General features: G+C 60.5%; 21 protein-coding genes and 1 pseudogene. 12 read left to right on the top strand and 10 right to left on the bottom strand.

The genetic code is table 11. The features are described 5' to 3' along the window. The first annotated feature begins 476 nt into the window (after positions 1 to 476). Positions 477 to 2,213 carry a histidine kinase famiy protein gene (locus tag FH061_RS19110; RefSeq protein ID WP_151637426.1) on the top strand — a complete coding sequence of 579 codons (1,737 nt, stop codon included), beginning with the start codon at positions 477 to 479 and terminating at the stop codon, positions 2,211 to 2,213. Positions 2,214 to 2,317: 104 nt separating this feature from the next. On the opposite strand, the gene FH061_RS19105 is transcribed toward FH061_RS19110, so the two are convergent. Next, positions 2,318 to 2,629, bottom strand: coding sequence for a DUF4148 domain-containing protein (locus FH061_RS19105; RefSeq protein WP_192805138.1), 312 nt, complete (start codon positions 2,627 to 2,629; stop codon positions 2,318 to 2,320). Positions 2,630 to 3,129: 500 nt separating this feature from the next. On the opposite strand from FH061_RS19105, the gene FH061_RS19100 reads away from it, so the two are divergent. Then, positions 3,130 to 3,786 (top strand): DUF1028 domain-containing protein, encoded by a 657-nt coding sequence (locus tag FH061_RS19100; protein ID WP_151637424.1) that lies wholly within the window; start codon positions 3,130 to 3,132, stop codon positions 3,784 to 3,786. 697 nt (positions 3,787 to 4,483) lie between these two features. Further along, positions 4,484 to 7,315, top strand: a complete 2,832-nt coding sequence (locus tag FH061_RS19095) for a hybrid sensor histidine kinase/response regulator (RefSeq protein WP_192805137.1) — start codon at positions 4,484 to 4,486, stop codon at positions 7,313 to 7,315. A 151-nt stretch (positions 7,316 to 7,466) separates the two neighbouring features. On the opposite strand, the gene FH061_RS19090 is transcribed toward FH061_RS19095, so the two are convergent. Beyond that, positions 7,467 to 8,903 (bottom strand): DUF2254 domain-containing protein, encoded by a 1,437-nt coding sequence (locus FH061_RS19090; protein WP_151637422.1) that lies wholly within the window; start codon positions 8,901 to 8,903, stop codon positions 7,467 to 7,469. A 313-nt stretch (positions 8,904 to 9,216) separates the two neighbouring features. Here FH061_RS19090 and FH061_RS19085 point away from each other — a divergent pair, with 313 nt between their 5' ends. From FH061_RS19085 to FH061_RS19065, 6 genes are all read left to right on the top strand, one after another. Further along, entirely contained in the window at positions 9,217 to 10,464 is a 1,248-nt protein-coding gene (locus tag FH061_RS19085) for an HTH domain-containing protein (RefSeq protein ID WP_151637421.1), read from the top strand. A 52-nt stretch (positions 10,465 to 10,516) separates the two neighbouring features. Continuing rightward, the gene (locus FH061_RS19080) at positions 10,517 to 11,224 is read left to right on the top strand and encodes an NHL repeat-containing protein (protein WP_151637420.1); all 708 of its coding nucleotides are present in this window, start codon (positions 10,517 to 10,519) and stop codon (positions 11,222 to 11,224) included. Between the two features lie 149 nt (positions 11,225 to 11,373). Further along, a complete protein-coding gene (locus FH061_RS19075) occupies positions 11,374 to 12,168 on the top strand; it encodes a DUF899 domain-containing protein (RefSeq protein ID WP_151637509.1) in 795 nt (264 codons plus the stop codon). A gap of 31 nt (positions 12,169 to 12,199) precedes the next feature. Continuing rightward, positions 12,200 to 12,529, top strand: a complete 330-nt coding sequence (locus FH061_RS31650; RefSeq protein WP_318841031.1) for a hypothetical protein — start codon at positions 12,200 to 12,202, stop codon at positions 12,527 to 12,529. Next, complete coding sequence (locus tag FH061_RS31645) at positions 12,526 to 12,777, top strand: hypothetical protein (protein WP_318841030.1); 252 nt, start codon at positions 12,526 to 12,528, stop codon at positions 12,775 to 12,777. The genes FH061_RS31650 and FH061_RS31645 overlap by 4 nt, the downstream gene beginning before the upstream one ends. 267 nt (positions 12,778 to 13,044) lie before the next feature. After that, on the top strand, positions 13,045 to 13,701 hold the full coding sequence (locus FH061_RS19065) for an MlaC/ttg2D family ABC transporter substrate-binding protein (protein WP_151637419.1): 657 nt from the start codon (positions 13,045 to 13,047) through the stop codon (positions 13,699 to 13,701). A gap of 103 nt (positions 13,702 to 13,804) precedes the next feature. On the opposite strand, the gene FH061_RS19060 is transcribed toward FH061_RS19065, so the two are convergent. From FH061_RS19060 to FH061_RS19040, 3 genes are all read right to left on the bottom strand, one after another. Continuing rightward, a complete protein-coding gene (locus FH061_RS19060; RefSeq protein WP_151637418.1) occupies positions 13,805 to 15,775 on the bottom strand; it encodes a peptidase U32 family protein in 1,971 nt (656 codons plus the stop codon). A 1,248-nt stretch (positions 15,776 to 17,023) separates the two neighbouring features. Continuing rightward, positions 17,024 to 17,359 carry a hypothetical protein gene (locus FH061_RS19045; protein ID WP_151637417.1) on the bottom strand — a complete coding sequence of 112 codons (336 nt, stop codon included), beginning with the start codon at positions 17,357 to 17,359 and terminating at the stop codon, positions 17,024 to 17,026. 119 nt (positions 17,360 to 17,478) lie between these two features. Next, positions 17,479 to 17,895, bottom strand: coding sequence for a hypothetical protein (locus FH061_RS19040; RefSeq protein WP_151637416.1), 417 nt, complete (start codon positions 17,893 to 17,895; stop codon positions 17,479 to 17,481). 306 nt (positions 17,896 to 18,201) lie between these two features. Between FH061_RS19040 and FH061_RS19035 the strand changes: the two genes are divergently transcribed. Then, positions 18,202 to 18,618 carry a hypothetical protein gene (locus FH061_RS19035; protein WP_151637415.1) on the top strand — a complete coding sequence of 139 codons (417 nt, stop codon included), beginning with the start codon at positions 18,202 to 18,204 and terminating at the stop codon, positions 18,616 to 18,618. Positions 18,619 to 19,141: 523 nt separating this feature from the next. Continuing rightward, positions 19,142 to 20,854 carry a methyl-accepting chemotaxis protein gene (locus FH061_RS19030; RefSeq protein WP_151637414.1) on the top strand — a complete coding sequence of 571 codons (1,713 nt, stop codon included), beginning with the start codon at positions 19,142 to 19,144 and terminating at the stop codon, positions 20,852 to 20,854. A gap of 321 nt (positions 20,855 to 21,175) precedes the next feature. Here FH061_RS19030 and FH061_RS19025 read toward each other — a convergent pair whose 3' ends face one another. Beyond that, positions 21,176 to 21,421, bottom strand: a complete 246-nt coding sequence (locus tag FH061_RS19025; RefSeq protein ID WP_151637413.1) for a hypothetical protein — start codon at positions 21,419 to 21,421, stop codon at positions 21,176 to 21,178. A gap of 34 nt (positions 21,422 to 21,455) precedes the next feature. Next, positions 21,456 to 22,088 (bottom strand): phosphohydrolase, encoded by a 633-nt coding sequence (locus FH061_RS19020; RefSeq protein ID WP_151637412.1) that lies wholly within the window; start codon positions 22,086 to 22,088, stop codon positions 21,456 to 21,458. Between the two features lie 93 nt (positions 22,089 to 22,181). Between FH061_RS19020 and FH061_RS19015 the strand changes: the two genes are divergently transcribed. Continuing rightward, on the top strand, positions 22,182 to 22,523 hold the full coding sequence (locus FH061_RS19015; protein ID WP_151637411.1) for a DUF6173 family protein: 342 nt from the start codon (positions 22,182 to 22,184) through the stop codon (positions 22,521 to 22,523). A gap of 257 nt (positions 22,524 to 22,780) precedes the next feature. Here the strand turns inward: FH061_RS19015 and FH061_RS31070 are convergent. The 3 genes and pseudogenes from FH061_RS31070 to FH061_RS19000 all read right to left on the bottom strand — a co-directional run. Next, positions 22,781 to 22,954 (bottom strand): annotated as a pseudogene (locus FH061_RS31070) (IS5/IS1182 family transposase); the annotation flags it as partial. Positions 22,955 to 22,975: 21 nt separating this feature from the next. Then, positions 22,976 to 24,325 carry a glutathione-disulfide reductase gene (gorA, locus tag FH061_RS19005; protein ID WP_151637409.1) on the bottom strand — a complete coding sequence of 450 codons (1,350 nt, stop codon included), beginning with the start codon at positions 24,323 to 24,325 and terminating at the stop codon, positions 22,976 to 22,978. 413 nt (positions 24,326 to 24,738) lie between these two features. After that, a complete protein-coding gene (locus tag FH061_RS19000; RefSeq protein ID WP_151637408.1) occupies positions 24,739 to 25,668 on the bottom strand; it encodes a LysR family transcriptional regulator in 930 nt (309 codons plus the stop codon). Positions 25,669 to 25,752: the final 84 nt, after the last annotated feature.

The raw sequence follows: 25,752 nt of genomic DNA, 5'->3' as shown, positions 1-25,752 counted from the left end.
GCGTATTGTTGACGCAGTATCGGCATGCTTCCCGTCCACCATTTGATCAACAAATGTTTAACTCGCACCGCTAGGAACTCACTGCACTGTTCGTTGCGGCGATTGTCATCGGTCAAGCAAGAGCTGCCGCCCGGCATTTTACTGGTCTTGCCGCTGCTCCACCAAACGACGCGGCGGTTCACAGTTGGCAGAACTAGGAAGTCGTACCTCGAAACGCCGTTCTTCACGGCTCGATCAGCGGCACTGAAACGTCTTGCAGGATTGGACAGGCATTATGCAGACATCCCGGATGTGTCCGTTGTTCCGGCTCCGATGAGTTCGGCGCCGTGACGGAACTGCCTTGCGGGCGGGAAGTCCGTATGTGGTATGGCGCTTGCATAATCGTCAATCGAACATTCCCGACGATACGTCCTGCGCCGGGTCAGTCTTTTAAAAGGTCATGATGCAGTAGAACGGCTGGGTATACCGGAGCGAATATGGCAACTGGCGGCAAGCGCGACGACGACGACAAGAAAACTCTCAATGTGCAGGGCGATGGCGCCAGCGTCGGCGTGCAGGCCGACGGGGAACTGGAAGGCAATGCCTACCACCCGCTTGGAGGTCCTGGAGTCCGGCACTGGCAGGCCAGCTACATCACGCGTCCCGGTCTCGACGATCGCAGCAGCGTATTCTTTGCCGCGGTCGAGATGACACGCATGCCAATGGTTGTCACCGATCCCAACCAGCCGGACAACCCGATCGTGTTCGTGAACCGCGCCTTCCTGGATCTGACCAATTATCGCGAAGAGGATGTGCTCGGAAGAAATTGCCGTTTCCTGCAGGGCGAACTCACCGACCCCGATACGGTGGCCGAGGTACGCGCAGCACTGAAGGAACAGCGCGCGGTCGCCGTGGATATCCTGAACTACAAGGCCGACAGCACTTCATTCTGGAACGCATTATTCATCGGCCCGATCTTCGACCAGAATGGCAAGCTGCTGTACTGGTTCGCCTCGCAGATCGACATCACGAGACGGCGGGTTTCCGAACAATCGTTCCGGCATGCGCAGAAGATGGAGGCGATTGGCCAGCTCACCGCCGGCCTCGCGCACGACTTCAACAATCTCCTGCAAGTCATCACCGGCAATCTCGAAGTCATCGAACAGCGGATGCGCAACGACGCCACGGTCCTGCAGGCGCTGGACCATGCCCAGCGCGCCGCGGAAAAAGGCGGAAGGCTCACGCAGCAACTGCTGACTTTCGCGCGCAAGCAGCGCCTCGAACCCAGGCGCGTCAGTCTCAACGCGCTCGTGGTCGAGTTCAGCGAAATGCTGGTGCGCACGCTGGGCGACAAGGTCGACCTGCGGCTGGATCTGAAGCCGGGGCTTCCGTCGTGCACGATCGATCCGACGCACATGGAGATGGCACTGCTCAACGTGCTGATCAATGCCCGCGATGCCATGCCCAGGGGCGGCAAGATCACCATTGCGACGGCCACCATCCATGACAAGGACCGCACCGACATGCATCATCTGCCGAGCGGGACCTATGTCGTGATTTGCGTGATCGACGAGGGCGAGGGCATGGCACCCGAAGTCGCGCACCGTGCGACCGAGCCTTTCTTCACCACCAAGGAAACGGGAACCGGGCTCGGCCTGGCGATGGTGCACGGCTTCGTCCAGCAGTCGCAGGGACGCATGGAGATCGAAAGCACGCCCGGCAAGGGTACGACGGTTCACATGATCTTCCCCGTGGCGACGGAGCGCACCGTGCCGCCGGAGCCCGAAGACATTCCCGACCTGATGCCGGACCTGCAAACCGAGCCGCAGACCATCCTGCTCGTCGAGGACAGCGACGATGTGCTGCAGGTGACGGATGCGTATCTGCGTTCCATCGGCTATCGCGTGCTCGCCGCGCACAGCGGTGAAGAAGCGCTGAAGCTTCTCGACCGCACCGGAAAAATCGACCTGCTGTTTACGGACATCATGATGCCGGGCGGGATAAACGGCCTGGTACTGGCCGAGCGCGCACGGCAGCGGATTCCGGAATTGCCCGTGCTGTTTGCGACCGGCTACATGGATGAACTGTCCAGCCAGGGCATCAATACGGCAACTTACTCCATGCTGGTAAAGCCGTACCGGCGCACCGAGCTGGCGGACCGGATCCGGGCCGCGCTCAACACGAAAGACGCCGCCGCGAGAGGGGCGTCTGCCAATTTCCGGCACGAGGGATAAGGGGAACCCCGCCGCCCGCCGCCCTCGAAAGCGCCATGTTCCCGCGGCGCTTTCGAGGGCGGCAACCTGTCCGGGGTCGGCAGGCAGTGCAGGGTGAAACCGCTTTAGTGGCCAAAGTAGTAGCTGTAGAGATAGCCGCGCGGATTTTCGCGCTTGTACTCTTTCAGTTCGGCGACCACCTCCGCGCGCGTCCTGGCTTGGACGACAGAAGCAGCTTGCGCGGCGGCGACCGGATAGTCGCTGTCTTTCATGGCAACCGAAGAGGTGCCGGCGGCATTGGCTTCGGCCAGTTCCTGCACGACTTCGGCGCGGGTCTTTGTCGAAACAAAACCGGCATCCGGCTGCACGAATTCCTGCGCGTAAGCGCCGGCGGTGACGGTAAGCAGCAGGGCGGTAATCAGCGATTTGGCTTTCATGTTCATTCTCCTGAGACGTTAAGTTGATAACTTGATTGCAGCGAGACTTGCACGCCCGCCGGCGAACCGGCTTGTTACTTTCGTTTTGCAAGTGACGCAGTGACTGAACTATAGCCAGCCAGCCGGAATAGATAAACCGCCTTTCTCTGGATTCACTGTTCATGAAATCGGCATAATCGGGGAAATGCGCTTGTGCTTATCGGAAGCATTGCCGCATCCGCTCTATTGCCGGGCGGGGCGGGGACGTGTTCGAAGGGGCAGGGCGTCCCGCCGGCGTGGACAGAAGCAGGGCGTCGGCCGTTGATGTGAAATCCGCACCTTGACCCGATGGCGCATGCCGGTGCAAGTGCAAAGGCAAGTGCGAGTGCAGCGGGGCGATGCCGGAAAGCCATTGCGGCGGCGTTCTGTTCGGGAACGACTTCTCTTTTCTTTACTCTTCTCTAGTGGAAGTACCGTGATTCAATGCACGGATCGCAGCTGATTTGCCTTGGAGACATGTCATGACGTTTTCCATCGTCGCGCGTTGCAGCCGCACCGGACAGATCGGCGTGGCTGCCGCAACCGCGGTGCAGGCCGTAGGCAAGCTTGCATGCCATGCGGTTGCCAATGTCGGCGCCATCGCCTCGCAAGCGCTGACCAACCCGTATCTCGCCTATGATGGGCTGCGGCTTCTCGAGCAGGGCGCCTCTGCCGACGAAGCGCTAAGGCGCGTTATGGCCACGGACGCGAATGCACACAGGCGACAGGTAGGCGTCGTCGACAACCAGGGACGAACGGCGGCGTGGACCGGCACCGGAACCGTCAAGTGGTCGGGGCATCTTGAAGGACGCCATTGCAGCGTCCAGGGAAACCGCTTGCCCGGGCCGCAGGTGCTGGAAAGAGCGCTGGAGACAATGCACGGCACCGAGCATCTCGACCTGGCGGAACGGCTCATGCTGGCCTTGCTGGCGGGAGACGAGGCCGGTGGAGACCTCAAGGGCGAGCGTTCGGTGAACATACTCGTATTTTCGGCCGAGGAATATGCGCTGTGCGATATCCGTGTCGATGATCATGACGCACCGATGGAAGAACTGCAACGCCTGTTCCAGGTGTACCGGGAGAAGATCCTGCCGAATGTGCTCGGCCTTCCCAAGCGCATCGAGATTCCCAGGCCCTAGTGGTGCGAGTTAAACATTTGTTGATCAAATGGTGGACGGGAAGCATGCCGATACTGCGTCAACAATACGCGCAACGAATGACAAGGCGCGGCCTTGCTGTGCTTTTTTCCTTGCCTCGACATGATTTCGCCACATTGGCTTTCAACAAATTTCCAACTCATACCACTAGGCTGTGTTTGATAGGGTTGCGAGCGGTCCGGATTGGCGCCGGTGAGCGCACGCGTACGCAGGGTACGCCGAGCACCGCAGGCGCCAATCCGGATCGCGCAGCGGCTTATCAAACACAGCCTAGGGCCGATTCTCCCGCCTTGCCCCGCCTCCCGAGGCAAACCGATTCTTCCAGCCACCCACCTGCAATCCGCTCCAGCTTCTCGCCGCTGGTCTGGCGGTTTTGCCAACCTGTCCTGCATCCTGCGGCAGCAACCGGAGTCAGCGAAGGGAAGCTTTCGTACGCCTCACTATCCACTATCCGCAGGGCCGGCCGGGCCGATGGACTTGCAAATGCTGCGCCAGCCGGCCCTGAAAATAACCGTCCCGGAAGAGGTTGCGGGAGGAGCTTCAAAGCAGCACGGCCGGGATTATTTGTTTCGGCACCATGCCTGGCTTAGAATGGGTCGCTGAATGCGGAATCCGCGCGGACGCCTTGTCAAGCAATGCATTCCGACCGCAACAGTCGTCCTGTCCAAAAGAGAAATCCATGTCACTTGATATCCCGCCCATCCCCGATGTCATCGACACACATGCCTTGCCTTCCATGCCCGATCCGTCATCGGTGCTCGGCGCCTTTCATGAAATGGTACTGGACAGCATGTCGGAAGGCGTCAGCGTTTCGACCGAAGACGGGATCATCATTTATACGAACCCCGCCGAGGACGCGATGTTCGGTTATGCGCGGGGCGCCCTCATCGGGATGCACGTCACCGCACTCAACGCCTACCAGGCTGGCGAAAACGACCGTATCGTCAGCGGGGTGATGGATACTCTGCGCCAGCATGGCGTGTGGGAGGGAGAGTGGCATAACCGGAACAGGGAAGGCGCGACCTTCTTTACGCACTCGCGCATCACCGCATTGCGGCATAACGGCCAGCTTTTCTGGGTGTGCGTACAGCGCGACATCACCGTGCAGAAGCGGGAACGGGAAGAGCTCGCGGCGGCCCGGCAATACCTGTCGCTGATCCTGGCAAGCGTGGCGGAGTATGTGATCAGTTACGACAGCCAGGGGCGCGTCACCTTCGTCAGCGCCCGGGCAGCGGAATTCGTGGGCCTGACGGCGGAAGCCATCATGGGGAAGACCCATCAGGAGCTGTTTCCCGAATACGCCGGCAGCGCTTATTCCAAGGCCCTGGAATGGACATTCCAGACACAGCAAAAGGCCACCGTGCTGAGTTTTTATGAAAAGACCCGGCAATGGTTCGAGAACCATCTCTTTCCGTCGCAGGCTGGAGTGACGGTCCTTGCCACCAACATCACGGAAAAGAAGCAGCTGGAAACCAAGGCCGCCGAAACCGAGGCGCGGATGTCGCTCGCGCTCAAGGCCGGACGCATGGGCGGCTGGCATTGGGACTTGCGGACCGGCCAGGGGCACTGGCTGCATGGCATGGCCGAATTGCATGGATTGCCGGAGAGCGTGCGCAGCCTTCCAATGGCTGAGTATCTGGAGCATGTCCATCCGGAGGATCGGGAATCGCTGGCAAAGGTGGTGGAATCGGCGCTGGCCCGAAACGAAGATTATCGCTGCGCATACCGCATCGTCTGGCCGGACAAGAGCATCCACTGGCTTGAAAGCCAGGCGGTGCTCTTTATTGGCGAAGGCGGCGAGGTGGAAAAGATAGCGGGTGTCTGCATCGACGTCACGGAACGCCTGCGGAAGGAGAGGGACCTCGCCTTTCTGGCGCAGGCCAGTGCGGAACTGGCCGAGTTCGTGGACCGCCAGGGCACGCTGGACAAGGTTGCGCAACTCGCCGTGCCGGGATTTGCAGACTGGTGCGCGGTCGATCTGCTGGCCGCTCCGGATATTCTTTCCCGCGTGGCGGTAGCGCACATCGATCCCGAAAAGGTGGCGCTGGCCCATGAGCTTCAGAAGCGCTTTCCACCGGATAAAAAAAGCCCGAACGGTGCCTGGGAAGCGGTCCGCACGGGCAAGTCGATCTTTGTTCCCCTCATTACCGAAGAGATGTTCGAGGTGGCGGACATCGATCCCGAATACAAGCGCATCCTGCGCTCGCTTGGCCTGACGTCCTACATCTGCGCGCCCCTCATGGCACACGGAAGGTGCCTCGGGGTACTGACCTTCGTCGCCGCCGAATCGATGCGAAGCTACACGCTCGAAGACCTTGCCATGGCCGAGGACCTCGCCCGGCGGGCGGCGATCGCCATTGAAAACGCGGAGCTCTACAGCACGCTCAAGGAATCGGATCGGCGAAAAGACGTGTTCCTGGCGACCCTGGCGCATGAATTGCGCAATCCGCTGGCGCCCATCATCAACGGACTGGAAATCATCAAGCTGGCGCCGGAAGACACGCGCCGCATCATGTCATCGGCCCGGCTCATGGAAAGGCAGGCGCAGCAGCTGGCAAGGCTGGTTGACGATCTGCTCGACATCTCGCGCATCACCGCCGGAAAGATCGTGCTGCAGAAGGAAAGGACCACGCTGGCCAACGTGATCAATGCGGCTGTCGAAACCAGCCAGCCGCATGTTCAGGCGGCGCGCCACAATCTGTCGATTTCGCTTCCCGGCGTGCCGACGGACATCGTCTGTGATCCGGTGCGCCTGGCGCAAGTGTTTTCCAACCTGATCAACAATGCGGCGCGATATACCCTGCCCGGGGGGCAGCTCCATGTGGAAGTGGAAGCGGCGCCGGAGGAATATATCGTTCGCGTGCGTGACAACGGCATCGGCATTCCCGCCGGCATGCTGACCAAGGTCTTCGACATGTTCACGCAGGTAGAGCATCCGATCGACCGCCGCCACGGCGGCCTCGGCATCGGCTTGTCTCTGGTGCAGGGACTGGTCAGCCTGCATGGCGGGACTGTGCTTGCGCGCAGCGACGGGGAAGGCAAGGGTAGCGAATTCGCCGTTCATCTGCCGCATGCCTCGGGCAGTGACCCCGCATCGCCCGGACCGGTTTCTTCCTCGCCGACGGAAGATGCCCAAAAGGAGGCGCTTCGCATCCTGCTGGTCGACGACAATGTCGATGCCGCTACCACGACGGCCCAGATCCTGGAGATACTTGGCCATCAAGTGAGCGCGGTGCACACCGGCCAGTCCGCAATCGAGGCGTTCGAACGCATGTCGCCGGATGTCATCCTGCTGGACCTGGGCCTGCCTGACATGAGCGGCTACGATGTGGCGCGGCGCATCCGCGAATACGCCGCCCAGGCTCAGCCCTTGCTCGTCGCACTGACCGGCTGGGGCCAGGACCGCGACAAGGCATCCACCGCGCAAGCCGGATTCGACGACCATATGGTCAAGCCGGTCAGCATAAGCGAGCTGATGAGCACCATCACGAAGAAACGCAAGGCGCGTTGAAGGCGACAGGGCGGGAATGCCGCTCCCGCTTCAAGGCGCTGGCGGGGTTGATGCAATGTCTTGTGGTTGCCCTCTGTCCTCTGCCGTGCTGCGGAGCGGCCGCGCTGCAGGCCCGCCGCAGCCTGCGCGGCCAGCTACAAGGCATGTCGTCTCATCGCGATCTGAGGCGCGCGACTTCAGCGGGCGACATTCCCTTTTTTTCCTCGAGTGCCTGCCGTACGGCGGACAGCCTTTCCTGCAGCCGGCGGCGGGAGTTCGCGGTCTTGGTTTCGGATTCGATGATTTCGGCGATTGCATCCAGCTGCTCCCGCAGCGGCTGCAATCGCTCGATGTCGCAAAGCGAGTCCGCTATCCTCTCGATCGCCGCCATCAGGCGCAGGAGAATTTCGGTATTGCCCTTGGCATTTTCCAGGATCTGTTCGAACGCCAGCGACACCAGATAATCAAAACTGCGCGGCTGCGCGATCAGCCGCAATTTTCCATCGTGCACATGCCATGGCGGGCGCACCGGACGCGGCGCGCAATAAGCCAGCAGCGCGGACAGGTGTTCGATACAGGTTACCGCGGTGGTTGTATCGTTGATTCCGGGCGACAGCGCCTTGAGGGAAATGTCGACCAGCTGGCGGAATCCGAACGCCGCGTCCTGGTCGATGGTCCGGTAGCTGTCCACCACATAGATATGGTTGACGTACTCGATCATCTTTTCGCTGGCCGGCTGCGTTCCGGCGATATAGGCCATGGTCCAGCCTTGCGCCACGAAATCGCCGACGTCGCATTCCATGCGCACGATAGTGTCGTACTGGCAGGCGAAGTCGATGAGCGCTTGCACGTCGACGGTCTGGATATAGCCCACGTCCCGCGCGGGCAGCGGCTGCCATGTCGCTTCCGGCGCGGCGCTATCGTGCGGATGGCGATTCGGCGAGCCGTGCGCCGGAAATTCCGTGTCCAGCGCAGCCATCGTTTCCAAGGTGATCGATTTCGCCAGTTCCGAAGCCTGGATGGAAGAGGCGATGTGGTGGATGAAGATGATGAAGGTGGCGCTGGCCAGGATCGTCAGCGCCACGGCCGCAAGCAGCGCCACCGAAGGAACGAAGCTGTCATTGATGAAGCGCATCACCAGCAGGCAGTAGAGAAAGACGCCGATGAAGATGCCGAGCATCGACTGGTTGAGGCGGTCGCGCATGAAATTGCGCAGGACACGGGTGGTGTACTGGGTCGATGCCTGCGCCAGCGCGACGATGGTGATGGAAAAGACCACGCCCGCGACGGTGGCCATCGAGCCGGCAATCGTCTGCAGGATACTGCGGGCGCCCTCCGCATCATTCTCGAACCATCGCGGGTTCCATTGCATCCATGCCTTGCCGGCATGCTGATCCAGCTCCACCAGGCCTAATGCAAGCGCCATCGAAGCCAGGACGATGAGCGCCGGGAGAAACCAGAAACTCGACCGCATGGCGATGAATGCCTGGCGCACGCGTGCTCCCTGCAGCATCCTGACCCGGGTGCCGATGCCGCCCGGCAGGCCTTCTCCATCCTTCCTGGTCTTGGTGCCAACGTTGCTTGTTTCAGTCTTTTCTGTGCGGTGCATGGAGGCTCTTTTGGCGTGATCGGTGGTGCGATTCCTTCCCGTGACCACGCCCTATCTTCATCATGCTGATCTGACAACGCCGCGCGACCGTGGTTCAGGGTTCACGGGCGAAGGTCGTTGCCATGCCGTGCTGTCGTACACCTTTACGCTCCGCACAAAATGCAGGGTTGATGAGGCGCAAGCGTATGCAGTCATACACAGACGCCATGACAGCCATCGTGGCATGTACCGGTTAGCCGCCGCACTCCGGCCTGATGCATGCCGACGATGTGCAATTCAATGGCATGGCTGGAGATTGCGTTAAGCTGTCGCCATGGATTCCCTGATTACCGCCTCCGCACGCGCGCTTGCCGCCGGCGACGCGCTCGGCGCCCTGAAGCGCGTGGCCTTGCGCGACGATCCTCCGGCGCTGGCATTGCGGGGCATTGCCATGGCCCAGCTTGGCGAATATCCTCGCGCGCGTGAACTCCTCAAGCGCGCGGCCCGCGGCTTCGGTGCGCGCGAGGAACTGGCGCGTGCCCGCTGCGTCGTGGCTGATGCCGAAGTGGCGCTGGCCATGCGCGACCTCGGCGGCTCGCCGCGACCGCTGGCCGCAGCCGCGGCTACGCTGGACGCGCATGCCGATCACGCCAACGCGCTGCATGCACGTCTCGTTGCGGCACGCCGCTTCCTGCTGCTTGGCCGTCTCGGCGAAGCCGGGGCCCTGCTGTCGCGGTTCGATGCGCGCCCGCTGCCGCTCCCGCTTGCCGCCATCGCCGAATTGACCATGGCGGAACTGGCGCTGCGCTCGCTGCAGATCGACACGGCCCGGACAGCGCTCGCACGCGCGCACCAGGCCGCCGAAAGCGCGCGCGTGCCGGCGCTGCTGGCTGAAGTCACGGAAGCGCGGGCCGCGCTCGAGCGCCCGGCTGCGCGTCGCCTTGCTGCCGGAGCTGGAGCAGGCGTGGCGGGTGCTGCGGGCGGACAGTCGCTGCGCCTGGACGAAGTTTCCGCACTCCTGAAGTCGGACACCCTGGTGATCGACGCCTGCCGCCGCAGGCTCGGCACCGAGGCGGCATGGCTGCCTCTGGCGCGCCGGCCGGTGCTGTTTACCCTCGCGCGGACCCTCGCCGAAGCATGGCCCGGCGCTGCCGATCGCGAAGCCTTGATCGCCTCCGCGTTCCGCACGCGACATGCCGACGAGACGCACCGCTCCCGCCTGAGGGTCGAGATCGGCCGGCTGCGCGCACTGATCGCAGCAATGGCCGGCATCGAGGCCACTCCTCGCGGATTCCTTCTCAAGCCGCACGACAACCGCGCCGTCGCCGTCCTTGCACCGCCCGTGGACGGTGAATCGGGAGCGCTGGTCGCACTGCTCTCCGACGGCGCGGCCTGGTCGACCTCGGCGCTTGCGCAGGCCCTGGGAACGAGCCAGCGCACGGTGCAGCGAGCACTCGCGGAGCTCGAGGCTGACGGACGGGTCCGCTCCATCGGACAGGCAAGGGCGCGCCGCTGGCTGTCGGCGCCGCTCGCGGAATTCACGACGATCTTGTTACTCCCCCCTTCGCTGCCAATTGGTTAAAGTTGCCTTGCCGCGCCTGATCCGGGCGCACAACAAGGAACAAGGAGGAGCAATGTCCAGCAAGACAAACAAGGAAAATCCAAGGGAAAAGGTGCGCACGGCCGAGATCGTGCGCGAGTACGGGCCGTTTGCCGGCGCCGAGCGCATACATGGCGTGACCCATGACGGCCAGCATGTGTGGGCCGCCACCGGGGCCAGGCTGATCGCCTTCGATCCCGACAGCGGCACGACCGCGCAAGCGCTCGACTGTGCCTGCGATGCCGGCACCGCCTTCGACGGCACCTACCTCTATCAGATCGCCGAAGCGCGCATCGACAAGATCGATCCCGCCACCGGCAAGGTCGTGGCATCGATTCCGGCTCCCGGCCAGGGAACCGACTCGGGGCTTGCCTGGGCCGAAGGCAGCCTGTGGGTGGGCCAATACCGCGACCGCAGGATCCACCAGGTCGATCCCGCGACCGGCGCCATCCGGCGCACCATCGAGTCCAACCGCTTCGTCACCGGCGTGACCTGGGTCGAGGGCGAACTGTGGCATGGAACCTGGGAAGGCGATGACAGCGACATACGCCGCATCGATCCGGGGAGCGGCGCCGTGCTGGAGCGGCTCGAGATGCCGCAGGGTACGGGCGTCAGCGGACTCGAGTCCGACGGCGGCGGCCTGTTTTACTGCGGCGGCGGCCCGAGCGGAAAGATACGTGCCGTACGCCGGCCCAAGGAGGAACCCGCGGCGGCGCCCACGGCACCGAAATCCGCAGCCTGATCCGCAGCATCGGCGGGCCGCCGGCCCGCTCGTCAACCGGCACCGCCCCGTGCCCGGACGTTGCATCGTTACGAAGGCAGGGGCGGCGCATTGCGCAAACCCGGAAACGCACGGCGGCTCGTCGAGCCAAGGAGATCTCCATGAATACAATGAACACAATGGCCATCGGAACTACGGAAACCGGCACGGCAAACCATCGCGTCGTGTCGAGGGAACGCTGGATCGCAGAACGCATGACGCTGCTGGCGCATGAGAAGGAACTGACGCAACTGCGCGACCGGCTTGCACGCGAGCGGCGGGCGCTGCCGTGGGTGCGTATCGATAAGGACTATGTTTTCGAAGGGCTCGATGGACGACGCACGCTCGCAGAGCTGTTCGAAGGGCGGCGCCAGCTGCTCGTGCAGCATTTCATGTTCGGCCCCGGCTGGGAACAGGGATGCCCGAGCTGCTCCTACATGGCCGATCATATCGACGGCATGAACGTGCACCTCGCGCAGCGGGATCTTGCGCTGCTGGTGGTTTCCCGTGCGCCGCTGGCAGAGATCGAGCGTTTCCGCCAGCGCATGGGCTGGAAGTTCAAGTGGGTATCCTCGCATGGCAGCGACTTCAACCATGACTTCGGCGTCAGCTTCACGCCGGAAGAGCGCAGCCGCGGCGAGGTCGGCTACAACTACACCATGCAGCCATTCCCCAGCGAGGAAGCGCCCGGCATCAGCATCTTCTACAAGAACGATGCCGGCGAAGTCTTCCACACCTACTCGACCTACGGGCGCGGCGTGGAAGTGATGATGGGTACATATGCGCTGCTCGATCTCGTGCCCAAGGGCCGTGATGAACATAATCCGGTTCGTACCATGGATTGGGTGCGGCATCATGACCGCTATGAACCGGTGCCGGCTGCCAGGCCGCAAGCGGCGGGTTCATGCTGCCATGCGCAGGCCTGAGGAATGCATGGACTGAGCGGGAGCCTGCGTCATGACGAGCCTTTACCCATGGCTGGCGGTTGCCTCGGTCGGCGCCCTGCACGGGCTCAACCCGGCGACCGGCTGGATGTTCGCCGCGGCCTGGGGTTGGCGTTCGCATGATCGGCGGCGTGCGCTGCGAGCCCTGATTCCAATTGCCGCCGGACATGCCGCATCGGTAGCGCTCGTGGCCGCCGTTCTGATGTTCGGCCTGTCGGTGAACCGCGAGGCAATGCAGTGGATTGCGGGCGGGCTGGCAATCGCCGCCGCTGTCATCCACCTGGCGTGCCGCGAGTCCGGGGCGGCATGCGCGCCGGCAGGGCATGCGGCGCGTCCTTCATGATGGCTACCGCGCACGGCGCCGGACTGATGCTGTTGCCGGCGCTGATCCCGCTCTGCATGGGAAACGGTGCCGCCCGGCAGGTCGCGGCTTCGGACTCCCTGCTGCCGGCGCTTGTCGCAGTGGCAATTCACACCGCGGCAATGCTCGCGGTCACCGGCCTGATCGCCGCCGGGGTCTGCAGCGGCCGCGATGCCGGCGGCCGCTCGCTGCGGCGTTGCGGACGGGGATATCATGCGGCCTCGCCCTGAAGGCGACGCGTATGTATCGGATGCTTTCCAGATTGTCAGCCCCCGTTCCGGTTCTGGCCCGGCGTTCCGGCAGGGCCGATTGTGCACGCTGACGGAACAGTGAGTTCGTCCGGAGCCCGTTTATCGCGGATCGCTTGCTGCCTACAATACAGCCTTGCCACATGCCGATGCGCCGCCGGCGCCGGACCGATTCCATGCAATGCATGGCTTGAGATTGGCGCCAGGCACCAGATTGAAGCAACAGAAATTAAAGCACCAGAGGTCGTCGTGAAAAATATCAAGAAAATCCTATTGCCGGCAGTCGCGGCTTTTGCTTTCGGCCTGGCCGGGCTCATTCCCGCCGCGGGAGCGGCGGATGTCCAGGAAGCCCCGGAAGCGCTGGTCCAGCGCGTGACCCAGGAGGTGCTGGAAATTGCCCGCAGCGACAAGGATGTCAAGGCCGGCGACCGCAAGCGCATCCAGCAGCTGGTGGAAACCAGGATCCTGCCGCATGTCGATTTCCATCGCACCACGTCAATGGCGGTCGGCCGCCACTGGCGCGAGGCTTCGCCGCAGCAACAGCAGCAGCTGATCAGCGAGTTTCGCGCATTGCTGATGCATACCTATGCCGGAGCGCTTGCGCAGATCGGCACGCAGAAGCCCGATTTCCGGCCGCAGCGCAGCCATGTCGACGACACCGAGGCGGAAGTGCGCTTCCAGGTGTCGCAGGCGCGCGGCGGCGACCCGATGCAGCTCAGCTACCGCCTGCACCGGTCGAGCGAGGGCTGGAAGGTTTATGACGTCAATCTGCTCGGCGCCTGGCTCATCGAAACCTACAAGGGCAGCTTTACCGCCGAAATCAGCAAGGGCGGCCTGGATGGCCTGATCCGCTCGCTGACCGAAAAGAACAGGAAGCTGGCGGGTGCCGGCGTGGCAAAGGTTTAATGTGTCTTGTGTCTCTCGTTAGTTCCGGATGAACTAACTTGCCCCCTGCGGCCTTGCCGCAGGGGGCTTTTTTCATGAGGCCTGCCATTGCAGGTCATCTGCCTCAGGCAGCGGGCCGCCTGCGATGGAACACCAGCGGGCTGTACGGCACGGCCGACGGCGGCGGTGAATTCAGGATGCCCGGCTTCATCGCGCCGACCACATGCATTTCGCAGGGCTTGCAGTCGAAGCGCAGCGTATAGCGCTCGTTGCCGCTGACCAGCGTCATCGGTTCCGCCTTGACCTGCCCCTGCACTCCTTGCACGCCCTTGGCCTGCTTGGGACAGAGATTGAAGGAAAAGCGCAGGCAGTGCTTGGTGATCATCAGCGATACTTCGCCGGCTTCCTCGTGCGCTTCATAAGCCGCATCGATCAGCTGCACGCCGTGCTTGTGATAGAAGGCGCGCGCCTTTTCGTTGTAGACGTTGGCCAGATAGGAAAGTTGGGTTTCCGGGTAGGCGGGGCGCGGTTCGACGGGCGCCTTGCGCGGCGGACGCTGCCACGCAGCCAGGCGCGCCGCCTCGTGGGCCGCGATGGCATCGCGGCGCAGCGCATTGATGGCCGCCGCCGGCACGAACCAGGCTTGCGACAGCGACAGCTCCACCCGCTCCGCCTCGAACATGGTGTTGCCGAGCTTGCCGAGACTGGTGCGCAATGCGGATTCGGCCTGCGCGACCTGCTGCGCCGGCTGCAGCGGGATGTTTGCCTCGGTGATGCTGGTGATGCCGTCCTCGTCGGTCAGCGACAGGCGCAGGCCGTCGGCGTGTTCCGACAGCGCCAGCCGCAGCGCCACCTTGCGTTCCGAAGATTTCTTGTGCAGCGAGCCTTCCCACTGGTGGTCGCGGTTGCGGTGAATGACGCTGCCCACCTTCAGGCCGGTCAGGGTGGACAGGCTTTCATTTGGATAGATGCGCCAGTGCTGGCCTTCCGCATCTTCGCGCAGCTTTTCCGCCCGGTTGGCCAGGATACCGACGGTGCTGCGCTTGTGCATGAAATTGAGGCCGTCGCCATTGGCCAGCGGCATGTTCGTGACGAGATCGAAATGATCGCCGCCGATGCGGCTGACCGTGCCCAGTTCCACGCCCACGTACTTTGGCGAATCGAAGGCGCCGATGTCGGCCTGGCGTCCCTGCGCGAAATAGTCGGTGTGGCCGCGGTGGAAGTTCTTGTCGACGTCCGGAGAGAACAGCAGGCGGGTGCGGCCGCTGGAGGCGCGCGCCAGTTCCGGGCGGCGTTCCAGGATGTCGTCGAGCAGCAGGCGGTAATGGCCGGTGATGTTCTTCACATAGCCCATGTCCTTGTAGCGGCCCTCGATCTTGAAGGAGCGTATGCCGGCATCGATCAGCGCTTCCAGGTTGCGGCTCTGGTCATTGTCCTTCATCGACAGCAGATGCTTTTCATAGGCCACCACGCGGCCCTCGCCGTCGGTGAGCGTATAGGGCAGGCGGCAGGCCTGAGAACAGTCGCCGCGGTTGGCGCTGCGGCCGGTGTCGGCATGCGAGATATAGCATTGCCCGGAGAAGGCCACGCACAGCGCGCCATGGATGAAATACTCGAGCGGCGTATCGACCGCGTCGCGGATCTTGCGAATCTGTTCCAGCGTGAGTTCTCGCGCCAGCACCAGCTGCGAGAAGCCGGCGGCGCCGAGGAAGCGCGCCTTGTCGACGGTGCGGATGTCGCATTGGGTGCTGGCATGCAGCTGGATGGGCGGCAAGTCCATTTCAAGCAGGCCCATGTCCTGCACGATGAGCGCATCGATACCCGCGTCATAAAGTTGCCATATCTGCTTGCGCGCCGTCTCCAGTTCCGCATCGTGCATGATGGTATTCATGGTCACGAAAATGCGGGCACGGTAACGGTGGGCGAATTCCACCAGGCTGGCGATGTCTTCCAGGGAATTGCTGGCATTGTGGCGCGCCCCGAACGCCGGACCGCCGATGTAGACGGCATCGGCGCCGTGCAGGATAGCTTCGCGGCCGATCTCGGCGGTTTTGGCGGGAGACAACAATTCAAGCTGGTGGTCGAGGAGTGACATGGCGGATCCAATCGGGCGACGGCGGCGGACAAGGCGAAGATTATAGCCAAAGCGACGAAGCGCTTCAGCAGGGAAGAAGGGCTGAATGGCTTCGATGTAATGCAGGCCATATCGGGCCGGCAAGCCTTGTGCAAGGCTGCCGTCGTCATACCTCTGCTAATCGTGTTTCACACAAAACAGGGATGCCTTCAGCCAGCCAGTCTCGCAGGGCACGGACCCTGGAATGATCTCCATTGCCAATCCGATACACCAGGTCGTAGCCTTTTTCGCTACAGGCAGGCCAAAAGCGCTCCGGGCTACACTCACAGACCGATTCCGCCATTCACCGAAGTCCTGTGGCATGTTGCGTGGAAACGACTGTGGCAACGGCAATTCCTAACACCCGTTATCATTACGCCTCCTTGCACTTTGGATTTCTTCCTATGATGTTCCGCTCCCTGTTTGCGCTGATTGCAGTTGTCTCAATGGTTGGCTGTACCGTCACGCCCGCTACCGTTCGCGTAGCATCTCCGGTTCCCGTTGTTGTTGTCGATCCTGCTCCTGTGGTGGTAGTCCCGGCTGGCGGAGGCCATTGCCCACCGGGTCAGGCAAAGAAGGGCCGTTGCTAGAGTGGTTTTAACCCTGGCCGGCATAGTCGAGGCCGAGGCAGCAATCTGTCCGGGATCCACCGGCAGGTCAGGGTGAAACCACTCTAAGGAGGTCAACTTAATGGCTTGGCTAACCGCGAAGTCCGATATCGAGGCAAAGGAAAGGTGGAGGCGGATTGATCCTTCTAGCATATGAGCTTCCGGTCGAATGCCCGTCTTGCGGTAATGATCGGATGGATAAATGGGGCAGCCTTGACCGTATTGCTTTTGCCGCCGGGGTTTCCATGCATTGCGAATGCGGCATGCGGTATCAGTGTGTCGATGTGGCCCTTCCTGAAGGCGGAGACGCTCCAGCGAGCTATAGCAACGACGAAGACCCGCAGTGAAACTGTTCTAAATACCGAGATCGCGTCGCCTTTTCTCTGTCGGAACTCGACCAAGCTTATATCCGGTTCCTGACACGCACAGGATGGAATCTGCCTAGCGCTGCAGTGATCTTGGCAAGCTATTGAAATCGTGCCGTAAAAGAGAAGTGATATCCCAATTCCCGGCATGGACTCAATGGGGTATCGCCAGCTACAAGGTATCAAGGAGGCGCTCGACATGGATTGCGGAGCGCCTCCTACATTACGTTAGCTGTTTATCGGTATCTGCAGCGGTGTTATTGCTTATCCATTCCGCAGCAGCTGCACCCGCCTGAACCCATCTTGCCCATATCACAGCAGCCACATCCGGACTTGCCCGTGTTCTTGCTGGGCATGCACATTGCACCTTGCTGCGGCATGGATTGTCCTGGCTTCATGCCATTCGACATTGCGCCTTTATGCATTCCGCAGCAGCTGCAGCCTCCATCTGCCATCATCTTATGATGGTTGGCCATGCCGGCGGCCATGGATGAATTATGAGTATCCGGGTTTGCCAAGGACCCGGCGCACCCCGTCAGAACGGAGGCGGCAAACAATGCCGGGAGAACTGGAGAAAAAGAGAACGATTTCATACTTGAATTCCTATATTGGTGAGTCGACAACTCAGTATCGCGGCGCAAGAGGCTTGCGTAAGCGTTGCAGATAAATTGCACGCTTAAGACGCCATCAATCTTGCGGCGTCTCGCCGCAGTCAGTCTTGGAAGTACGCGCGAATAAGCCGAGGAGGACGCTCCAAGCCCTCGGGAATATAGGAAAGATAGAACTCGTCGGTAAAGCCCGACGATCGCGTCGATGTGTCGATTGACATCGTGCGGGTATCAGGAAGGACCGCAATCGATGCGAGTGCCAGACAGCTGCTGCTCATGCCACAGGGAGACGAGTGAGACGGCTGGGAAGATTCAGTATGCGGCGTGAGATCCGGGATGCCGGTATCCTGCATGGTCCGCTGCATCATCGAGGCATCCTGGCAGTCTTCCATGACATGCTCAACCGCGACGGCGCGTTTCATTTCAACATAGCAATTCAAAACGGCTACGGTTGCCTGAGCCTGTACAGGCAATAGCAGCAGTAATAGATAGGCCAGGAAGCGATTGAAGGAGCCATACATGGCGTAATGGTATCAAACTTCTTTGGGCTTCTTGCCCGATTGAGCTATGTGAAAACGCAGCCGAAGTACTTTTCGAAGGACGGTGCTGCCAAGAGCCGTGGATTAGGAAGTGACCTTGACGGCAGCTTGCCAATCAATCCATTTCAACGCGTATTTCATGCAACGACAGGCCTATAGTGGTAATGATAATGAAGCGCCAACCATTAACACGGGTCAGCCATCAGTGCATGATCGAGCGAAAAAATTTCCATAATGAAATGGATCTATAATCGAAAGTGAATTTCCAACCAATGAAACTTCATACTGATGACATCGAAACGCGTTCTGGTTGCTGTTCGTCCTGAAGACGATAACCTTGTGTCAGCTGTCCTCGACGGTCACTTCGATTTCACCATCCGCCATCGTCTCGCAGAGGCTGTGGAAGGCTTGGACGAATCCTTCGGTTTGATTGTATGCGGTGTTCATTTCGACCAAGGCGCAATGTTCGACTTACTTGCTACCGCAAAAGCTCACCCAGCCGCGTCCCTGGTCCCTTTCTTTCTCGTTCTTCGTGAAGAAACCCATCATTCTCCGAGCGTTATTACAGGAATTCGCAGCGCAGCCACTGTGCGCGGCGCAGATGCTTTCATTGACATGCGGGACCTCAAGACGCAAATGGATGAACAACAGATGCTGGTACATCTCAGAAACATCGTACGGGACGTCTTTCTGTCGCAAAACTGATTTCGAGAAGATAGCGGTATCTATCAACGCGCCATGACTTCTCTAAGGTCTCCTGTGCATGCCATGGGAGCGTCCGGGGGACGTCAGGATGGGCCGTGCGGAAAGACTGGCACGGCGAACGTTGGCCCGTTATGGCGTCTTCCAGACTTTTTTCGAGTGCATGAGGCACCACTTGCGACGGCGCAGATACAGCGTCCACAGTTCCGAACCCAAGGCTTACTGTCTATATGTGATGAGCCTGGGTTTGTATCGTGCTAGTTGCGGAAGTGAGTTCCAGGCAATCTCTGGATTCAGCGGTGATGCCCCGCGCTAGCGAACGCGGATAATGCCTATATGGCAATGTTGCTTCGAAGATACATCAGGATTTAATTGCTTGTTCAGCCCGCGAATGTAAGCAAATAATGCCGTTCCTGTCACGAGCGATGCGTCCCCAATTGAAGCAGTGGTAATTCAAACGCCCCCGTACAGCCAAATAGGCAGCGGCCGCCCTCCAGCGGTTCCGGATACCCAACCATTGAAACTCATGAACTTCCTACATAACTCCCGCATCGGGACGCGCTTGGCCGTTGGCTTCGCCGTCATTCTTGCTCTTTCCATCATTTCTACGATTGCCGGCATCCTCGAATTGCAGGGAGTCAAGGATTCGACCAAGGAAATGATGGAAAAGCCGCTCGCCAAGGAGCGCATGGCAAGCGATTGGTACCGGAACACCTATGGTGCGATCCGCCGGACATCCGCTATTGTCAAAAGCAGCGACGAATCGCTTGTCACGTTCTTCAAAGACGACATTCAGGCTACCTCCAAGAGTTCGAGCGAAATCCAGAAGGCATTCGAGACATTGCTTACTAGCCAGGAAGAGCGCGCACTGTACGACAAGATCGGTGAAGTGAGGCAGAAGTATGCGAAGTCGCGGGATGCCGCCGTCAAAGCCAAGGCCGAAGGCAATGCAGCCGAATCGACGCGGATTCTTGAGCAAGAGTATTTGCCCTACTCGGTCGAATACGAAAATTTGCTGAAGGATCTGGTCGCTCATCAGCGCAAAGCCATTGATGCAAACGCTGTCGCGGTAGAGGAAGCAGCAAATCGCGGTTCCCGGTTGATGGGCTTGCTGACTGCATTGATCGTGGCTTTCGGTGCGGTGTGCGCATTCATCATTGCGCGCAGCATCACCAGGCCGCTCTCCTATGCCGTTGAAGTGGCCACCAAAGTTGCCGGCGGTGACTTGACGAGCAAGATTGAGTCCTCATCGAAGGACGAGATCGGAAGGTTGCTGCAGGCTTTGCAGTCCATGAACAGCAGCCTTCAACGCATTGTTACTCAGGTGCAGAGTGGTACTCATGCCATGTCAACGGCGTCTGCGGAGATCGCCAGCGGAAATCAGGATCTGTCGTCACGCACAGAGGAACAAGCCAGCTCGCTCGAGGAGACTGCCTCGTCAATGGAAGAGCTGACCTCGACTGTCAGGCAAAATGCGGACAATGCCCGTCAGGCGAATCAGTTGGCCGCGTCTGCTTCTGACGTGGCAAGCAAGGGTGGTCAGGTCGTGTCCCAGGTAATTGATACGATGGCGTCGATCAATGATTCGTCGCGCAAGATCGTCGATATCATCAGTGTCATTGACGGCATTGCGTTCCAGACAAATATTCTGGCGCTGAATGCTGCGGTGGAAGCCGCACGCGCTGGTGAACAGGGGCGCGGGTTTGCAGTAGTGGCTTCCGAGGTACGGACGCTTGCGCAACGCTCAGCCGCGGCGGCAAAAGAAATCAAGTCGCTGATCGACGACTCGGTCGGAAAAGTGGAAGTGGGCAGCGCGCTGGTTGATCAGGCCGGCGTCACGATGGATGAAGTGGTCGTCAGCGTCAAGCGCGTGAGCGATATCATCAATGAGATTGCGTCGGCAAGTCAGGAGCAAAGTGCCGGCATTGAAGAGATCAATCAGGCTATCAGCCAGATGGACCAGGTTACCCAGCAAAACGCCGCACTGGTCGAGGAGGCGGCCGCGGCTGCCGAATCAATGCAGGAACAGGCGGGGAACCTCGCACAGGTGGTTGCCGTTTTCAAGACCGATGGCGCGCAGCACGATGCGCCTACCATTCCGGTGAAACGGGCGACCACGGCGGCAACCACACCGGGCATCACCAGCCGAGTCGGTCCGGGTCGATCGGTGGCACAAGCGCCGGTCAAGCGGAACGTCGCAGCCTTGCCCTCATCAAGTGGTGATTGGGAAGAGTTCTAAGGCCGCTCCGCAAACAGCCCGACGCAATGCAGTCGAGGGTGGCGGAAAAACAAGCATGCGGGGGCCGGCGAAATGATGCTGGCCCTTCGTTTTACTTTTCCACGACACTATAAGGGTCGAGGTAGGGCCGCATTCGACAAATTCATATCCACTCTTCACCATAGGGCGTACAGCCGCTGCCGAGTATTTCGCCACCACCGTTGAGTGCCGACCATTAAAGACAGCTCTTGAACATTAATTTGGTCCGTGGATGCTATACCCCCTGTCCGCGATCCTTCCATCCCAAAGAGGTGGGATGGAAGGATCGCGGACCCAATCGGCTTATCCGTTACCGGAGTCCATGGTCAGGCGCTTGAGGCGCTGGCCGTAGATACCCCAGATGGTCTCCACGCCGTCAAGGTTTCCAGCCAGGGCCCATCCTGTGCCGATCTTGCGTGGTTCAACTACCACCCCAAGCTCCTTGCCAACCTGTTCGGCCCATTGCTTGGCAGCTCCCTGGCCTTTGAATAGTTCGTTACCGTCGACGATGACGGTGCCTTCAAATACGGGTTTGCTAAAAACGCTCATCAATCATTCCTTCGATATGCTCCACTTCGCCGCATTATTGGCGGTGAGCCTGGGTAAGAGTATGTAGTTCTTTTAAGAACTGATTTGCTGCCACGTCAGCCGGCCACGGCTCCCACGGTGCATAACCGGAAGGACGGGGGAGAGGATCTTCGTTCAGAATCGAGTGGGTGATGCCAAGCACGTCGCGGACTTCGTGTCTTTGCCACCCGACGACATGGACGGCCTCGCAGGCGGCGGCGATGCGGTCGGCTTCCTTATGCACTCGGTATTCCTCCGGCTGCCAGGCTCGTAGGGAATACCTTTCCTCAATGGCGCCCATCAGCCGGTCGCAGACGTCCTTGAAGGGCTGTCCCAATACGCCCTTCAGGGGCGTAATGCAGTCGAACGAGAGGAAAGCCTCCTCGCCATCATGAAGCAGACATTTCAGCTGCTGCTCGACCCCCAGCGTTTCCTTTGACCACTGTCTTCGCAATGCCAGAACGGTCAGGCTGTGCTGTGCAACCGACAACGGCAGTGGCCAGGCCGAGTCGCCGCCCCAGCGATAGGTACGGGCGATTCGCACGGCCAGGTCCTCATCAGTCCATGCTTCTGGTGATGGGTTCAACAAGTCGAGGCGGCCTCCGGATACTGGCAAGCGTATCCAGGCGCGCGGCGTAGTCGGAAGCATGGTTGAATAGAGTTCCTCAAAGGACGCACCAGGTATCATTTTATCAATAGCGGCGCGAGAAGTCGTTCGTGCCCAGGGTCACAAAGGAAAGCGATGATGGATCCAGTCATCCCGAAAGTGAATGTCCCGGCTCTGCCGGAAAACAAAACGCCGGCGGAGTATGCCTATGAATCATTGGTGGACCAGATCAAGCAGTTTGAGGCACAAACGAAGGACGAGGAGGTCGTCGGCGCGATGTTGGCATCATTCGGGCAATCCGTTGTCCTCCATATTCGCCAGCTGCGGCTCTGTGGCCAGATGATTTGCATGGAAGGGCTGACGGATGGCGGCGGGCCGGCAACGCTGGTACAGCACTTTACTCAGGCATCAATACTGTTGCTCAAGGTGCCTAAGGTGCCGACGGAAGCCAAACGGCCTATTGGGTTCCTGTCCTGATCGGCATGGCTTTGGCCGGACTGCGAACTTCCGGGTTCAACCCGATGTTGTCGAAATGGTCTTTGTGCACTACGGCGACATCTCTAATCCAGGAATCGTCATCGACTCCAAGTACTACGCATTGGAATGCCGAAGCTCATCCTGGCCGTCCGGGAAGCCCCGGATTCGTCAGCTAGATAGACTTCGGTGGATCCACGAGAGAATTGGCTGCGGCTAATGCAGCAAGGCATTCTCTGAAATGGACGAGTCCATTGATCGGGATTGCCCCGGTCGATCTCTTGTACACCTTTTGTCGCATGCTGGCGCCGAACATCCGCCTTGATGACGCTCGCATCCGTAGCAAAGCCTTCGCCACTAACAAGATTCTCGGCCATACATCGGCGCAGTACTGAGTCGAACAATTCACGGAACGCATCACTATCGCGAAACCGGCTTGCCATGCGAATGACCTGTCAGCGCATCGTCACGAATTCCTCGGCCGCGGTGGGATGGATTGCCATGGTGTCGTCCAGGTCCTTCTTGGTGGCGCCCATCTTCAAGGCAACGGCGAAACCCTGCAGGATTTCATCCATACCGTGTCCAATGCCATGGATGCCGACCACACGCTCGTCGGTACCGACGCAGACAAGCTTCATGCATGCTGGCTGCCGATGTTGCGTGACCGCGGTATACATGGCGGTGAACGAGGACTGATAGACCTTCACATGCGCATCGCCGAATTGCAGGCGGGCTTCCGGTTCGCTCAGGCCGACCGTTCCGATTGGCGGATGACTGAAGACCACCGTTGGAACATTCGCATAATCGAGGTGTTCGTCCGGCTTGCCGTTGAACAGGCGCTCTGACAGGCGGCGGCCGGCGGCGACCGCAACGGGCGTCAGGTCCAGCAGTCCGGTGATGTCTCCGACGGCGTAGATGCCCTTGACGCTGGTGTTCTGGTACTTGTCCACTACGATGCGTCCGTCAGGATCGAGCGCCACCCCGGCGGCCTCCGGGCGCAGCCCTGCCGTATCCGCGCGGCGGCCGATAGCCCAGATCAGGCAATCCACGGTATGGGTGCGGCCGTTTTCTAGCGCAAGGGTCAGGCTGCCGTCGCCGTTTTTGACGACCGACGTCGGAACCGAATGGCGATGCAGCGTCGGTCCGTCCGTCTTCATTGCCTGCATCAGCGCCTCGCTCAGGATCGGGTCGAAACCGCGAAGCGGCGCCTCGTGGCGGACGAACAGGTGCGTCTCCGATCCAAGGGCATGGAGCACGCCGGCCAGTTCGACCGCAATGTAGCCGCCGCCCACGATAGCGGTGCGCCCGGGCAGCGCAGTCAGGGTAAAGAATCCGTCGGAGTCCATGCCATGCTCGGCACCCGGGATATCGGAGCGGGCAGGGCGGGTGCCGGTAGCGATCAGGATGTGATCGGCCGTCATCCGCCGGCCGCCCACGTCGATGGTGCGGGCATCGATAAAGCTGGCAAAGCCACGGATCACTTCGACATTGTTGCGCTCCAGGCTGCTTTCATAAGACGCATGGATGCGCTCGATGTAGGCGCTGCGGTTCCTTACCAGCGTTGCCCAGTCGAAGCGGTTCACCGTAGTATCAAACCCGTAGTCCGGACCATAGTGATGGATCGCCTCGGCAATCTGCGCCGCATGCCACATGACTTTCTTGGGAACGCAGCCCACGTTGACGCAAGTGCCGCCGATCTCTCTTGCTTCGATCAGGGCGCATTTCTTCCCGTACATGGCCGCCCGGTTCGCAGAAGCGATGCCGCCGCTGCCGCCACCAATGACAATATAGTCGTAATGTTTCATTCTGACTCCCTGAAATTCCTGGCCCGTCGGCGCAACATGCGTCGAACACATCGTCGGCCCGTTCCATCAATACTACGATGCCCGCAACAAGCTTTCCAGCCGATAGCGCTTCATGCGGCAGGGGAAGGTCGCAGAGGCTGCGCTCGACACGAATGCGGAAGGTTGCACGGTCCCTACGACGATTTTGCCATGCGTAACCGCAACCGGTCTCACGCGACATATCCCGTTGCCGAGGTCATGTACTCTGCGAGTGTGGCATAGATCAACCCGGTTGATCCGGTCTGAAACCGATCTTGCCAACATCGCGGAAGGGGCAGCTTCGGCGCGCGCTCTGGACGAAACCTTCGGCCCTGGCCTGTCATGTCGTCTATGGTCCCACAGGCTTTCCGCAAGCCTATTGTTTTCGAATATTTTCAACCAATGCTTCCGGCAAACCGTTTGGCCAACTGCTCCCGCTCGAAGGTTTCCACAATAAAATCGATGAGCGCCCTTGTTTTGGCCGGCAACAGTGAACGGCTGGGATAGTAGATGGAAATGGCGCCGGCATCGGCATACCATTTGGGTGCCAGCCTGACCAAGTCTCCGGCCTCCAACCACGGCAGTACATCTGGCACCGCCAGTGCCGCAACCCCGAGCCCGATCAGCGCGGCCTGGCATATGGCAGCGGGGTCATTGAATACCATGTGTTCCGTCAGCCTTGCAGGCATCTCCTTGCCTGCCGCATTGCGCATGGTCCACTGGCGTACGCGGCCCGTGTTGGCCGATCTCATCACAATGCCATTCAATGCGGATAGTCCTTCCGGGTCTGCCGGAAGTGTTCGCCGGGCCATGTAGGCAGGCGAAGCCACGGCAATGATATGGGCTGGAGCCAGCGGTCGCGATACAAGTCCTGGCGCAAGCTCGAAGCCGCCGCCAATGGCAATATCGTAGCCCTCGGCAATCAGGTCAACCTGCCGGTTCTCGAAATGCCAGTCCGGGCGAATCAGCGGATAACGCTCCATGAAGGACGGCAGCAACGGCAGGATATAGGTCAGGCCGAATGTCGGGGAAAGACTGAGCTTCAATACGCCTGCCGGCTCGCCCGTATCCCTGGCGACCGAAGCAATCGCGCCCTCCAATCCTTCCAGGTGCTCCCTGACTCCCAGGAGAAAGCGCTCTCCGGCCTCAGTTAAGGTCAGCTTGCGTGTGGAGCGCTGGAACAGACGCACGCCAATATTCTTTTCCAGTATCGAAACATTGCGACTGACCGCGGCAGGCGTCAGCGCCAATCGCCTGGCGGCCTCGGAAAAACTTCCGGTTTCGGCGCTGCGGACGAAAGACTCCAGATTTGCCAGGGTTTCCATTCCGTCCCTTCAATTCAAATTTGAAAATGATTCAAACCATTACCCGCTAATCATAACGCAATCGCAAGCCTATGATTCACTCCA

This window comes from Noviherbaspirillum aerium (assembly GCF_008929045.1).
Lineage (GTDB): Bacteria > Pseudomonadota > Gammaproteobacteria > Burkholderiales > Burkholderiaceae_D > Noviherbaspirillum > Noviherbaspirillum aerium.
This window is presented reverse-complemented; position numbering and strand designations above follow the sequence as displayed.

Excerpts from the sequence above, each read along its gene's own strand:
- FH061_RS19040 (WP_151637416.1), bottom strand. The coding sequence starts at position 17,895 with ATGTATGGCTCCTTCAATCGCTTCCTGGCCTATCTATTACTGCTGCTA.
- FH061_RS19020 (WP_151637412.1), bottom strand. The coding sequence starts at position 22,088 with ATGCTTCCGACTACGCCGCGCGCCTGGATACGCTTGCCAGTATCCGGA.
- FH061_RS19025 (WP_151637413.1), bottom strand. The coding sequence starts at position 21,421 with ATGAGCGTTTTTAGCAAACCCGTATTTGAAGGCACCGTCATCGTCGAC.
- FH061_RS19075 (WP_151637509.1), top strand. The coding sequence starts at position 11,374 with ATGAACACAATGGCCATCGGAACTACGGAAACCGGCACGGCAAACCAT.
- FH061_RS19035 (WP_151637415.1), top strand. The coding sequence starts at position 18,202 with ATGACATCGAAACGCGTTCTGGTTGCTGTTCGTCCTGAAGACGATAAC.
- FH061_RS19100 (WP_151637424.1), top strand. The coding sequence starts at position 3,130 with ATGACGTTTTCCATCGTCGCGCGTTGCAGCCGCACCGGACAGATCGGC.
- FH061_RS19000 (WP_151637408.1), bottom strand. The coding sequence starts at position 25,668 with ATGGAAACCCTGGCAAATCTGGAGTCTTTCGTCCGCAGCGCCGAAACC.
- gorA (WP_151637409.1), bottom strand. The coding sequence starts at position 24,325 with ATGAAACATTACGACTATATTGTCATTGGTGGCGGCAGCGGCGGCATC.
- FH061_RS19015 (WP_151637411.1), top strand. The coding sequence starts at position 22,182 with ATGATGGATCCAGTCATCCCGAAAGTGAATGTCCCGGCTCTGCCGGAA.
- FH061_RS31645 (WP_318841030.1), top strand. The coding sequence starts at position 12,526 with ATGATGGCTACCGCGCACGGCGCCGGACTGATGCTGTTGCCGGCGCTG.
- FH061_RS19060 (WP_151637418.1), bottom strand. The coding sequence starts at position 15,775 with ATGTCACTCCTCGACCACCAGCTTGAATTGTTGTCTCCCGCCAAAACC.
- FH061_RS19090 (WP_151637422.1), bottom strand. The coding sequence starts at position 8,903 with ATGCACCGCACAGAAAAGACTGAAACAAGCAACGTTGGCACCAAGACC.
- FH061_RS31650 (WP_318841031.1), top strand. The coding sequence starts at position 12,200 with ATGACGAGCCTTTACCCATGGCTGGCGGTTGCCTCGGTCGGCGCCCTG.
- FH061_RS19080 (WP_151637420.1), top strand. The coding sequence starts at position 10,517 with ATGTCCAGCAAGACAAACAAGGAAAATCCAAGGGAAAAGGTGCGCACG.
- FH061_RS19110 (WP_151637426.1), top strand. The coding sequence starts at position 477 with ATGGCAACTGGCGGCAAGCGCGACGACGACGACAAGAAAACTCTCAAT.
- FH061_RS19085 (WP_151637421.1), top strand. The coding sequence starts at position 9,217 with ATGGATTCCCTGATTACCGCCTCCGCACGCGCGCTTGCCGCCGGCGAC.
- FH061_RS19030 (WP_151637414.1), top strand. The coding sequence starts at position 19,142 with ATGAACTTCCTACATAACTCCCGCATCGGGACGCGCTTGGCCGTTGGC.
- FH061_RS19095 (WP_192805137.1), top strand. The coding sequence starts at position 4,484 with ATGTCACTTGATATCCCGCCCATCCCCGATGTCATCGACACACATGCC.
- FH061_RS19045 (WP_151637417.1), bottom strand. The coding sequence starts at position 17,359 with ATGAAATCGTTCTCTTTTTCTCCAGTTCTCCCGGCATTGTTTGCCGCC.
- FH061_RS19105 (WP_192805138.1), bottom strand. The coding sequence starts at position 2,629 with ATGAAAGCCAAATCGCTGATTACCGCCCTGCTGCTTACCGTCACCGCC.